The sequence below is a fragment of the Flavobacterium sp. N1736 genome (assembly GCF_025947065.1).
In the GTDB taxonomy this organism is placed as follows: Bacteria; Bacteroidota; Bacteroidia; order Flavobacteriales; family Flavobacteriaceae; genus Flavobacterium.
This window is the reverse complement of the sequence record NZ_CP109994.1, coordinates 2,699,900-2,711,692: the sequence shown is the minus strand read 5'-3', so window position 1 is coordinate 2,711,692 and position 11,793 is coordinate 2,699,900. Positions and strand designations below refer to the sequence as shown.

The following is an 11,793-nucleotide window of genomic DNA, read 5'->3' as shown; positions in this document are numbered from 1 at the left end:
AAAAATGGAATTACCTAAATTTTTACTCGGAGATAATACTGATTTTCCAGATGATATTTTCATCATTCACCTTGATTATCCAAGATTTATAATCAATTTAAAAGATGATGAGGTTGAAATTATGGAAGAAGCCGAAGATCTTGATGAAGCTGAATTAAATGCCGAAATGGAAGGATTAATTGTTTTGGCAAATGAGTTTTATGATAGAGAAATAAACCGTTACGAAGAGTAGAACACTAATGTGTGTTTACAATTTGTTTCAACCAAAAATTATCTAATGAAAAAAATAAGTTTTTTAAAACCAATTTTTAATTTCATAGCAATCGGATTGCTGATTACTACTTTAAGCCGAATCTTTTTATTTTTTCTTTTTAAAGACAGAGTTGTCGAAACACCAAATTTCTGGTATATTTTTCCAATCGGTCTTCGAATGGATTTGATTTTACTATGTTATTTGTCTTTTCTTCCGGCTGTATTAATTACTTTTTTGCCAAATAAATGGCTAAAGTTTACCAACAGTTTTCTGGTAATTTATAGTTTTTTATTTCTATTTCTGATTCTTTTTGTAGAATTAGCTTCACCTGATTTTGTAAAACAATACGACACACGACCAAATAAGATTTTCTTGGATTATCTTATTTATCCTAAAGAAGTTGTCGGCATGCTTTTAAAAAGTTACCTGACTTCGATAATCGTTACTTTCCTTATTTTAGGAGTTGTGATTTATTTTGCCTTCAAAAAAGGGAAGAAATATTTTTATACGACAACTGCCGAATATAAATTTAAATTGATGGTTTTTCCATTGGTAGCTTTTCTATTGTTTTTTGGAGCACGTTCAAGTCTTACTTCAAAGCGACCTATAAACGCTAGTAACGCTGTTTTCTCAACAGATCAATTGACTAATACATTAGGATTAAATTCATTTTATACCGTAGCTTTTGCTGCTTATTCTATTAAAAATGAAGGAAACACAAAGATGTACGGAAAAATGGATGAAGCCGAAGCAATTGCTCGTGTAAAAAAATACATGATCGCCGGACCTTCTGATTTTAATGATGCCAATATTCCGTTTTTGCATGTACAGCAACCAGATTCTGTTATGAAGAAACCATACAATCTGGTGATTTTTTTACAGGAAAGTTTAGGTGCTGAATATGTTGGAATTTTAGGAGGAAAACCATTAACACCGGAATTCGATAAACTTTCTAAAGAAGGTTTATTATTCACTAATTTATATTGCACAGGAACACGAAGCGTGCGCGGAATTGAAGCTGTTGTAACCGGATTTTTACCTTCGCCATCTGAAAGTGTGGTGAAGCTGGGAAACTCTCAACAAGGATTTTTTACGCTTGCCGACGCTTTAAAGCAAAAGGGATATGACACTAGTTTTATCTATGGCGGAATGGCAAATTTTGATAATATGGCTTCGTTTTTCAACGGAAACGGATTTGAAGATATTGTAGATCAAACCGATTTTGAGTCTGACGGAAATAAATATGCTTTTAAAGGAACCTGGGGATATTCTGACGAAGATTTAGTAACCAAAGCAAATAGTTATTTTAAAGCAAAAGGAGATAAACCATTTTTCTCTTTGATGTTCTCAACTTCAAATCATGAACCTTTTGAATATCCTGCGGGAAGAATAAAACCTTATGATGCAAAACCGGCAACAGTAAACAATGCCATGAAATATGCCGATTTTTCTATTGGGAAATTCTTTGAAATGGCAAAAAAAGAAGCCTATTTTAAAAATACGATTTTCATCGTAATTGCAGATCATAACACAAGAACATACGGAAAAAATTTAGTGCCAATAAACAAATTTCATATTCCGGCTTTGATTATGGGACCAGGAGTTCGAAAAGGAACAGTTTACAGTAAATTGGCAAGTCAAATTGATATTCCGCCAACGTTATTGGGTTATTTAGGAGTTCCTTTTGAAACACCAATGGTAGGTAGAAATCTAAACAAATTAGACGTAAAAACACAAGGAAGATCGATTATGCAGTTTAACGACATCAACGCATTCAGAGTAGAAAATCAAGTTGTAATTATGCAGCCAAATTTGAAACCTTTGCAATTTGAAATTAAAAACGATACAACTTTAATTCCTGTAAAATTAAATGAAGAATTAGCAAAAGATGCTTTGGCGCATGTAATTACAGCGGGGAATTTATATAAAGAAAATAAATATAAGCTTAGGAAGAAATAGGTTCAGAAGAACAAAGGGACAGAGGTTCAAAGAAACAGAGAGTAAAAATCTTTGTAGCTTTGAACCTTTGCTACTTTGCGCCTTTATTAAAATACAATTTTAATAAATTCTGAGCAGCTGCAAAAGGTGAAATTTCATCATTTTGCACTGCTTTTTTATTTAGTTCTAATTGTGCAATAATTTCGGGCTGATTGTAAAAGTTCAGTTTTAATTGTTCGTTTATGGTTTCCATCATCCAGAAATGATTTTGTTCTTTTCGTTTTTCAGGAAAGAAACCTGTTTCATTTGTCATTTCAAAATAGTTTGAAATTGTATTCCATATATCCGAAATTCCATCTTTTGTAATTGCGCTGCAAGTGGTAACTTTTGGCTGCCAGTTTGATTTTTTTGGAGGAAATAAATGCAAAGCCCTGTTGAATTCCAGTTTTGCCTGATTTGCTTTTTTAATATTATCGCCATCTGCTTTGTTAATTACAATCGCATCCGCCATTTCCATAATACCACGTTTAATGCCCTGAAGTTCATCACCGGCACCGGAAATTTTTAATAATAGAAAAAAATCAACCATGCTGTGAACCGCAGTTTCACTTTGACCCACGCCCACGGTTTCAATAATAATAGTATCAAAACCTGCTGCTTCGCATAAAATGATTGATTCACGTGTTTTTCTTGCTACGCCTCCCAAAGTTTCTCCGGAAGCACTTGGTCTGATAAAAGCATTTTCATCTTTGACCAATTCTTCCATTCGGGTTTTATCTCCAAGAATACTTCCGTGAGAAAGCGAACTGCTCGGATCAACTGCCAAGACAGCGACTTTTTTGCCTAATTGTGTCAGGAAAGTTCCAAAGGCTTCAATAAATGTACTTTTTCCAACGCCGGGAACACCTGTAATTCCTATTCGGATAGATTTATTAGCATGTGGCAAACATCCTTTAATAACTTCATTTGCTTTTTCTGCATGATCCGGATTTGTACTTTCTACTAAAGTAATCGCACGGCTTAACGCAGTTCTGTTTTCGTCAAGGATTCCATTAATCAATTCATTTGCAGAAGGTTGTTTTTTTCTGTTTTTCTGAATTTGATTTATGGCGGCAATACTGGTAATTTCAGGAGATGAAATTCCGGCTTTTTCTTGTAAACTGCTCGATTGTTTATTTGGACTTGGCAAAACGATACTTTTTTGTATCGTAAAAGTACAGAAAACAAAAACAGTTTCAAAAACATTAATACCCCGCCGTAAATCGTACTTGATGATGTTTTGGAGTTTCGGTTTCATCAGCAATAACAACTGCTAAATCTTCTACAGAAAGAATACTTCTTTGCTCGTCATTAAAAACAGGATTTTCTAAACCTAAACGGTATTTTCCTGTTCTTCCTGTTGTAGTTCCTGCATGCATTTCAAAAGCCGGACTAAAAAATGCCCAATCTAAATCTTTTTCTTCTTTAATAATATTTAAATAATCTCTGGCTGCAGTTGCTCCGGGATAAAATTCTTTAGGAAAATCAGGAGTGTCTACTGCTTGTAAACCTGGTGCAACAAACAAACTTCCGCCGCCGCCAATCGTGATAAAACGTTTTACACCAGATTGTTTAACCGCTTGCTGAATCGCTTTTGAACCAGCGATAAAATCATCATAAATATTTGGGTTTGTCCAACCCGGATTGTAAGCGTTTATTACAACATCTTGCCCTTTTAAAACTTCTGCTAAAGCATCAACATTAAAAATATCTGCAGCAATCCATGTTGCGTTTGATGACCCTTTTGGATTTCTTGCAATAGCGGTAATGTCATGATTTCTGTTTGCTAATTCATTTAAAATAGCTGAGCCAACAAATCCTGTTGCTCCAATAATGGCAATTTTCATAATATATAGTTTTAATTAGTAATAAAAAATGTTACAGTTTAGGGTAAAAAATAGTTTTAAAACTGATTTGAAAAATCTTCCAAAGAAATTCCTTCTAATTGTAAACTAACTTTTTGATTCATATCAGCATATAAGGCGCTCAAATTTTGATTGATTTTTTTTCCAACAGGACAATCCGGATTTGGTTGATTTTTGGCATAACCTAAATTTATCGATTCAAAAGTCATCTCGAAAATCTCTTTCAATGTCAATTTTGATGAATCTACAGCCATTTTTGTTCCGCCATTTTTTCCTTCTTTACTTTCTACAATATGATGTGCTTTTAGGTTTGCGATTTCTTTTCGAACCAAAACAGGATTCAAATTAATACTTCCTGCAATAAATTCTGATGATAAATAATCATTTGGGAATTTAGTGAGCAAAGTAAGAATGTGAATCGTTATGGCAAATTTACCTGAAAGCATACTGTAATAAAATATGTTACAAATATAAGTTGTTTTATCACATAAAAAATATTTTTAACTAAAAATTAATGTCGCACGGCATTTTATAAATACCTATTTTTGTGTTCAAGTCTTGATATGAACAACTTTCTTATAATATTCTTCTTTTTGTTTTTAGGATTGCTTTTGCAGAATGTAAAGCGGTTTCCGACTCATATTTACAAAAACATCAATAAAATTGTCATTTATTTATGTCTTCCTGCCATCACTTTATATCATATTCCAAAGATAAAATGGAGCAATGAATTATTGTTTCCGATAGGAGCGGGGTGGATTAGTTTTTTACTGGCTTTTTTATTTTTCCATTTTTTAGGAAGAAGATTGGGTTGGTCAAATAAACTCATTGGCTGTTTGGTTTTGACAGCCGGATTAAGTAATTCTTCATTTCTTGGTTATCCAATTGTAGAAGCTTTGTTTGGAAAAAAAGGTTTAGAAACCGCAGTTTTGGTAGATCAGCCAGGAACGTTTGTTGTGGTTTCGACTTTGGGCGTTTTTGTTGCAGCTTTTTATTCAAAAGGAAGTCCGGATGCATTGAGTATTTTCAAAAAAATAATTCTTTTTCCACCGTTTCTCACCTTTGTAGTAGCTTGTTTATTAAACGTTTTTCAATATGCTTTAGATTTGAATGTTCAGTCTGTTCTATTAAAATTAGGAAGTCTGGTTACACCGCTGGCTTTATTTTCAGTTGGATTACAGCTGAGTTTTGATCGAAAAAGCCGTCATTGGAAATTTTTACAACTCGGACTTTTCTTCCGGCTTATTGTCACGCCGCTGATCATTTTTGTTTTATATGTGTTTGTTTTTAACCAGCATTCTGAAGCCATAAAAATAACAATTATCGAAATTGCGATGGCACCGATGATTACAGGTGCAATTCTGGCTTCGACTTATGGTTTAAAGCCAAAATTAAGCAGTATGATGATTGGTTTTGGAATCCCGATTTCGTTCGTAACCCTTGCTATTTGGTACTTTGTGGTACAGTTTATTTAGATTAGAATAGTAATTAGATAGAAAAGATAGAATTTTAACTTATTTTTAAATATTAGATGTTTTCTTTATTCATTTTTTAGTTAATTTTAGATGAACTAAAAAATTAAATTATGTCAACATTAAGATTAGGCGATATAGCTCCGGATTTTCAGGCAGAGACCACACAAGGACCAATTAGTTTTCATGAATGGTTAGGAGATTCCTGGGGTGTTTTATTTTCGCATCCGGCAGATTTTACTCCTGTATGTACAACTGAATTAGGAACTGTGGCAAACTATCTTCCTGAATTTACAAAAAGAGATACGAAGGTTATTGCTTTGAGTGTTGATGGTTTAGAATCACATAAAGAGTGGATCAAAGACATCAACGAAACTCAAAATACAGAAGTCAATTTTCCAATTATTGCTGATGAAGATAAAAAGATAGCAACTTTGTATGATATGCTTCATCCAAATGCGAGCGAAAAATTTACAGTGCGTTCTGTTTTCGTAATTGGTCCTGATAAAAAAATCAAACTTACTTTGACTTATCCGGCTTCTACAGGAAGAAATTTTGAAGAATTACTTCGTGTTATTGATAGTTTGCAATTAACGGCTAATTACAGCGTTGCAACACCTGCAAACTGGAAAGATGGCGAAGACGTAGTCATTACGCCAGCGGTTCCGGATAGTGATATTGCGGCAAAATTTCCAAAAGGGCATACACCTATAAAACCGTATTTACGTATGACACCGCAACCTAATAAATAAGTTGCTAAGATACTGAGTTACTAAGTTGCTAAGTTTCTAAGATATATTACTGAAGAAAAAAACTCAGTAACTTAGAAAATTAGCATCTTAGAAGCTTTAAAAAGAACTATTTTCTAATTAATTCGTTCATTCGTTTTTTATCTCCGACGACCCAAAGAATATCATTTTTTTCTAAAGTTAAATGAGATTCAGGGTTTAAAATACGATTTCCGTTTCGTTCAATTCCCACCACCATTCCGTTGGTTTTAGTTCTAAATTGTCCGATACTTTTCTGTATAAATTCTTCATCAGAAACTTCCAGCTGACGTAAAACAATTTGAGATTCTTCTACGGCTTTTGCAGCTTCGGTTTCATTTTGATTTAAATACTTATTAAATTCAGTAACCTGAGCATCAGTACCAATAACACAAATTTCATCACCGGGAAACAAACGTTCAGTTTTGGTTGGAATAGGGATTGTTACTTCACCACGTTTTATATACGCAATATTGATTCCCATTTGTTCGCGAATACGCAATTCCTGCAATGTTTTTCCGGCTAAGTTTGATTCTTTTCCTATATCGAAAAACGACATGTGACCATCCCAAGGCATTAAATTAGCATAACGTCTGTCGATTTTTTTGTTTTCACGATCGTTTAAATTTTTCAAAAAGTGACTTTCAATTCTGTGGTATTGCTCGTTTAGTTTTTTTGGAAATATTTGATATACCACAATTGCAATGATCAGGGCAACAAAAGCAACTAACGGAGAGAAGAATATGTTTAATAAAAAACCAATGAAGAATAAACCAAGGCTCATTCTTATTAAAATTAACATTAATAGCGCGCCGCGATATTTACGTTCTTCCCATAATAATTCGACTTCTTCTACTGCAACACGTCGCAAGGAAAGTGCCCATAAAAAAGGAGCAATTATAACTAATGTTATTAATGCTGCGAGCGTGTTTCCAAATCTTGTATCGGCTACCAAAGGCGCTACAAATTTTGATGATAATAAAATTACGGCAGCAATAATAATCGTGTGTACTACAATTTGCAAAATGTAGGCTTTCAGAACTTTTTGCCAGGTACTTACTGCTTTTATTGCCTGCGCATTTACACTATATCGATTAATGTTTTTAATCCATTTTTTAGGCATTTTTCTTTCCAGAAAATTAGAAAAAGGCACTGCATATTTTACCATAAACGGAGTTGTAAATGTTGTTACTGCCGAAACCGCCACAACAATTGGATATAAAAACGAACTCGTAACGTTTAATGTCATTCCCAGAGTTGCGATAATAAACGAGAATTCACCAATTTGCGATAAACTCATTCCTGTTTGTACAGACTGTTTAAGCGGCTGTCCGGCAAGTAAAGCGCCAATTGTAGAGCTAACAGACTGACCAATAATAGTTACAACAGTTAAAATTGCAACCGGAAGCGCGTGCGTGTACAGCATTTCCGGATCGATTAACATGCCAACTGACACAAAAAATATGGCACCAAATAAATCTTTTACCGGTTTTATTAAGTGTTCAATATGTTCTGCCTGTGTAGTTTCGGCAATAATAGATCCCATAATAAAAGCGCCCAAAGCGGGAGAAAATCCAACATTTGCTGCAAAACTTACCATCATTAAACACAATGCAAGCGAAATAATAAGCAGCATCTCATCAGTTAGTAAATGTTTTGTTTTTTTAAGGATTGTAGGTATAAAAAAGATTCCGCCCACAAACCAGGCTGTCAGAAAGAAAATTAATTTTAAAACAGACATCATCAATTCACTTCCTGAAAATTGCTGACTTACGGCAATTGTCGAAAGTAAAACCATCATTAAAATAGCTACAATATCCTGAACGATTAGCGAACCAATAACGATTCCGGCAAATTTTTGTGCTTTAACACCCAGTTCGTCAAACGTTTTTAAAATAATTGTTGTTGAGGAAATTGATATTATTACACCAAGAAAAATACTGTCCATAGAACCCCAGCCCATCCATTGACCAACGAAATAACCAATTATAACCATCGTAATTATTTGGGTAATCGCCGTAATTGAGGCTGTACCGCCTACTTTCATCAGTTTTTTAAAACTAAATTCGAGTCCTAAACTAAATAATAAAATGATTACACCAATTTCTGCCCAAACCTCCACACTTTTCATTTCGGTTATAGACGGGAAAAAGTCAAAATGGTTTCCCGCTAAAAAACCTGCGATTAAATAACCCAGAACCAAAGGCTGTTTCATTTTTTTAAAAAGAAGCACAGCAATTCCGGCAGTAATCAGGATTAATCCCAAATCACTAATTAAAGGTCTCAAGTGGTGTGTAGCTTCAGCAGCGGCGTTTAAGGCAATCATAAGTTGGTGTTTTGTTCAGGAGCTAGTCCGGTTTTTTGTTTCAGGCTTTACCTAAAAACAAGTTTTTTTTGCAAAAGGCTTTTATTAGATTTGGGCTAGTTTCCCAATAGAGTTTATAGACAATAAAAAAAGCTATCGATAAAGATAGCTTTTTTTGGTAAAATATTTTACGTTTTATCTAAATTCCTGTGTAATTAGCAGGAGTTATTTGCATTAATTCTGCACGAACGGCATCAGAAACCTCTAAAGTCGCAATAAAATTGTGGATTGCATTTTTGTCAATTGCTTCATTGGTTCTGGTTAAACCTTTCAAAGCTTCATAAGGATTTGGATACGCTTCACGACGTAAAATCGTTTGAATAGCCTCGGCAACAACTGCCCAGTTTTTCTCTAAATCTTCGGCAAATTTAGCTTCGTTCAGCAATAATTTGTTTAAACCTTTTAAAGAAGCTTCAAAAGCAATAATTGTATGTCCTATCGGAACACCAATATTACGCAAAACCGTACTATCCGTTAAATCACGCTGTAATCTTGACACAGGTAATTTAGCTGCCAAATGCTCAAAAATAGCATTTGCAATTCCTAAGTTTCCTTCTGAATTTTCAAAATCAATAGGATTTACTTTATGTGGCATTGCAGAAGATCCAATTTCTCCGGCTTTGATTTTTTGTTTAAAATAATCCATTGAAACATACGTCCAGATATCGCGATCTAAATCGATAACAATATTGTTGATTCTTTTTAAAGCATCAAAAAATGCTGCAAAATGATCGTAATGTTCAATTTGAGTTGTTGGAAAAGAGTGGTGTAAACCAAGATCTGTTTCTACAAATTTACTACCAAATTGTTTCCAGTCAATTTGCGGATATGCAACATGATGTGCGTTGTAGTTTCCTGTTGCTCCACCAAATTTAGCAGCAAACGGAATGTTGAATAACAAACGCATTTGCTCTTCAAGACGCTCTACAAAAACCAAAATTTCTTTACCCAAACGAGTAGGAGAAGCCGGTTGTCCGTGCGTACGTGCCAACATCGGAATATCTTTCCATTCAACACTTAATTCTTTTAGTTTAGAAATTAAAGTAATTAAAGATGGCATATAAACCTGCTCAAAAGCTTCTTTTGTAGAAAGCGGAATTGCAGTATTGTTAATATCCTGAGACGTTAAACCAAAGTGAATGAACTCTTTATATTGAGATAAGCCTAATTTTTCAAAAGCATCTTTAATAAAATATTCAACCGCTTTTACGTCGTGGTTGGTTACTTTTTCTGTTTCTTTTATCCAAAGCGCATCTTGAGTAGAGAAATTTTTATAGATGTTACGTAAACTCTCAAATAAATTTGGATTTACGTCTGCAAGTTGTGGCAAAGGAACTTCGCACAAAGCGATAAAATATTCAATTTCAACTAATACACGGTATTTGATTAAAGCTTCTTCAGAGAAAAAAGAGGCTAATGAAAGGGTCTTACTTCTATATCTTCCGTCAATTGGCGATATAGCATTCAATTCGTTTAAAGTAGTCATTGTTATGTTGTTTGTTCGAAAGGTGCAAATATAAACAGAATTTGCGGATTAAAATAGACAAAAGATTAAACAGTAATTTGACTAATCTCTGCGAAAAATGCTCTTTGAATTAGTGTAAATCTGCAAAATTACTGTTTGATTTTAATCGTTCCCTTAATTCCGCTACACCTTCAGAGGCAACTTTGGCGATAACTTCAACTTTATTTCGAATATTTGGTATCGCAATTGGTTTTGGATCAATATAAAAAACCGGCGTAATACTATAGGTATATGAAATTAATCCAGCCGCGGGATATACTTGTAACGAAGTCCCGATAACGGCAAAATAATCAGCAGTTTCTGTAATGGCGATTGCTTCTTCGAGCGCAGGAACTTCTTCGCCAAACCAAACAATATGTGGGCGTAACTGATGTCCGTCTTCATCAAAATCTCCAGTATATAAATCGTCTTTCCAATCAAGAATTAAATTACGATTTTTGGTACTTCTTACTTTTAGTAATTCCCCGTGCAAATGCAAAACTTTTGTACTTCCGGCGCGTTCGTGCAAATCATCAACATTTTGGGTAATAATATGCACATCAAAATCCTGTTCTAATTCGGCTAAAATTTTATGACCTAAATTGGGTTCAACTTCTTTAAGCTGCTGGCGTCTTTTGTTATAAAAGTCCAAAACCAATTCCTGATTTTTTCGCCAGCCTTCGGGCGTTGCAACTTCCATCACATCATGACCTTCCCATAAACCATCACTGTCGCGAAAAGTTTTAATTCCACTTTCGGCACTAATTCCGGCTCCCGTTAATACAACAAGTTTCTTTTTCATTTTATACAATTAAAAGATAAAAATAATGATTTATACCAATCAAACTGCGAAAGCTTATATTTTGTGCCTTTAGGTACTAAATATTGGTAGAAAATAAGAATTGAAATAAATTTAGCGTGCCGTAGGTACGCAATAACTATCAATTTGTTGCGTACCTAATAAAAGGGTATTTATACTTATTGTTTCATTCCTACAAATTATTTAGTTTTAAGGTTAAAAAAACAAAAGAAAATTCGCAATGATTTTGATACAATTTACAGGATTATCAGGTTCAGGAAAAACAACATTGGCAGAAAATGTTCGGCATTTGTTGATTGAAAATGGGTATAAAGCCGAAATAATTGATGGCGATGTTTACAGAAAAACGATTTGTAAAGATTTAGGATTTTCTAAAGATGACAGATGCGAAAATGTCAGACGTCTTTTTAATGTTGGGCGAAATTTTATCGGAGAAGAAACAATTGTTTTGATGTCCGTAATAAATCCATACGAAAACCTGAGAAATGAATTGAGATCGCATGAATTTGTCAGAACCGTATTTCTCGATTGTTCGATTAATAATTTGATTAAAAGAGATCCGAAAGGATTGTATAAAAAAGCATTACTGCCTGATAATGATATCAATAAAATAAATAATTTTACAGGAATAAGCGATGTTTTTGAAATTCCGTCAAGTGCAGATTTAGTATTAAAAACCGATTTTGAAACCATTCCTTTCTCGACTAATAAACTTTATAATTTTATTATTGACAATATATCCGGTTTGGCCTAATCTAATTTTAAAAACT

The 11,793-nt window shown here is 33.8% G+C and carries 10 protein-coding genes and 1 pseudogene; 5 read left to right on the top strand and 6 right to left on the bottom strand.

Annotated elements, in window-relative coordinates; translation table 11 throughout:
• Positions 1 to 4: 4 nt before the first annotated feature.
• Together OLM54_RS11285 and OLM54_RS11280 are read left to right on the top strand one after the other, a co-directional pair.
• Positions 5 to 232 carry a hypothetical protein gene (locus OLM54_RS11285; protein WP_059116453.1) on the top strand — a complete coding sequence of 76 codons (228 nt, stop codon included), beginning with the start codon at positions 5 to 7 and terminating at the stop codon, positions 230 to 232.
• 45 nt (positions 233 to 277) lie between these two features.
• Positions 278 to 2,212, top strand: a complete 1,935-nt coding sequence (locus OLM54_RS11280) for an LTA synthase family protein (protein WP_264534741.1) — start codon at positions 278 to 280, stop codon at positions 2,210 to 2,212.
• A 70-nt stretch (positions 2,213 to 2,282) separates the two neighbouring features.
• On the opposite strand, the gene meaB is transcribed toward OLM54_RS11280, so the two are convergent.
• The 3 genes from meaB to OLM54_RS11265 are packed head-to-tail and all read right to left on the bottom strand — an operon-like array spanning position 2,283 to position 4,541.
• Positions 2,283 to 3,380 carry a methylmalonyl Co-A mutase-associated GTPase MeaB gene (meaB, locus tag OLM54_RS11275; protein WP_264538559.1) on the bottom strand — a complete coding sequence of 366 codons (1,098 nt, stop codon included), beginning with the start codon at positions 3,378 to 3,380 and terminating at the stop codon, positions 2,283 to 2,285.
• A gap of 55 nt (positions 3,381 to 3,435) precedes the next feature.
• Positions 3,436 to 4,077 carry an NAD(P)-dependent oxidoreductase gene (locus OLM54_RS11270; protein ID WP_264534740.1) on the bottom strand — a complete coding sequence of 214 codons (642 nt, stop codon included), beginning with the start codon at positions 4,075 to 4,077 and terminating at the stop codon, positions 3,436 to 3,438.
• 56 nt (positions 4,078 to 4,133) lie between these two features.
• A complete protein-coding gene (locus OLM54_RS11265) occupies positions 4,134 to 4,541 on the bottom strand; it encodes an RrF2 family transcriptional regulator (RefSeq protein ID WP_264534739.1) in 408 nt (135 codons plus the stop codon).
• A gap of 117 nt (positions 4,542 to 4,658) precedes the next feature.
• Here OLM54_RS11265 and OLM54_RS11260 point away from each other — a divergent pair, with 117 nt between their 5' ends.
• Together OLM54_RS11260 and OLM54_RS11255 are read left to right on the top strand one after the other, a co-directional pair.
• Positions 4,659 to 5,570 carry an AEC family transporter gene (locus tag OLM54_RS11260; protein WP_264534738.1) on the top strand — a complete coding sequence of 304 codons (912 nt, stop codon included), beginning with the start codon at positions 4,659 to 4,661 and terminating at the stop codon, positions 5,568 to 5,570.
• A gap of 110 nt (positions 5,571 to 5,680) precedes the next feature.
• Positions 5,681 to 6,319 (top strand): peroxiredoxin, encoded by a 639-nt coding sequence (locus OLM54_RS11255; RefSeq protein ID WP_264534737.1) that lies wholly within the window; start codon positions 5,681 to 5,683, stop codon positions 6,317 to 6,319.
• Positions 6,320 to 6,425: 106 nt separating this feature from the next.
• On the opposite strand, the gene OLM54_RS11250 is transcribed toward OLM54_RS11255, so the two are convergent.
• From OLM54_RS11250 to OLM54_RS11240, 3 genes are all read right to left on the bottom strand, one after another.
• Positions 6,426 to 8,660 carry a cation:proton antiporter gene (locus OLM54_RS11250; protein WP_264534736.1) on the bottom strand — a complete coding sequence of 745 codons (2,235 nt, stop codon included), beginning with the start codon at positions 8,658 to 8,660 and terminating at the stop codon, positions 6,426 to 6,428.
• A gap of 178 nt (positions 8,661 to 8,838) precedes the next feature.
• Complete coding sequence (gene purB / locus OLM54_RS11245) at positions 8,839 to 10,185, bottom strand: adenylosuccinate lyase (protein ID WP_264534735.1); 1,347 nt, start codon at positions 10,183 to 10,185, stop codon at positions 8,839 to 8,841.
• Between the two features lie 109 nt (positions 10,186 to 10,294).
• The gene (locus tag OLM54_RS11240; protein WP_264534734.1) at positions 10,295 to 11,005 is read right to left on the bottom strand and encodes an SIR2 family NAD-dependent protein deacylase; all 711 of its coding nucleotides are present in this window, start codon (positions 11,003 to 11,005) and stop codon (positions 10,295 to 10,297) included.
• Between the two features lie 235 nt (positions 11,006 to 11,240).
• Here OLM54_RS11240 and cysC point away from each other — a divergent pair.
• Positions 11,241 to 11,777, top strand: a pseudogene (gene cysC / locus OLM54_RS11235) (adenylyl-sulfate kinase); the annotation flags it as partial.
• Positions 11,778 to 11,793: the final 16 nt, after the last annotated feature.

What these genes read in the sequence shown, in the direction of transcription:
- OLM54_RS11265 (WP_264534739.1), bottom strand. Translation starts at nt 4,541, where the DNA reads ATGCTTTCAGGTAAATTTGCCATAACGATTCACATTCTTACTTTGCTC.
- OLM54_RS11270 (WP_264534740.1), bottom strand. Translation starts at nt 4,077, where the DNA reads ATGAAAATTGCCATTATTGGAGCAACAGGATTTGTTGGCTCAGCTATT.
- OLM54_RS11255 (WP_264534737.1), top strand. Translation starts at nt 5,681, where the DNA reads ATGTCAACATTAAGATTAGGCGATATAGCTCCGGATTTTCAGGCAGAG.
- OLM54_RS11250 (WP_264534736.1), bottom strand. Translation starts at nt 8,660, where the DNA reads ATGATTGCCTTAAACGCCGCTGCTGAAGCTACACACCACTTGAGACCT.
- OLM54_RS11280 (WP_264534741.1), top strand. Translation starts at nt 278, where the DNA reads ATGAAAAAAATAAGTTTTTTAAAACCAATTTTTAATTTCATAGCAATC.
- OLM54_RS11240 (WP_264534734.1), bottom strand. Translation starts at nt 11,005, where the DNA reads ATGAAAAAGAAACTTGTTGTATTAACGGGAGCCGGAATTAGTGCCGAA.
- OLM54_RS11285 (WP_059116453.1), top strand. Translation starts at nt 5, where the DNA reads ATGGAATTACCTAAATTTTTACTCGGAGATAATACTGATTTTCCAGAT.
- OLM54_RS11260 (WP_264534738.1), top strand. Translation starts at nt 4,659, where the DNA reads ATGAACAACTTTCTTATAATATTCTTCTTTTTGTTTTTAGGATTGCTT.
- purB (WP_264534735.1), bottom strand. Translation starts at nt 10,185, where the DNA reads ATGACTACTTTAAACGAATTGAATGCTATATCGCCAATTGACGGAAGA.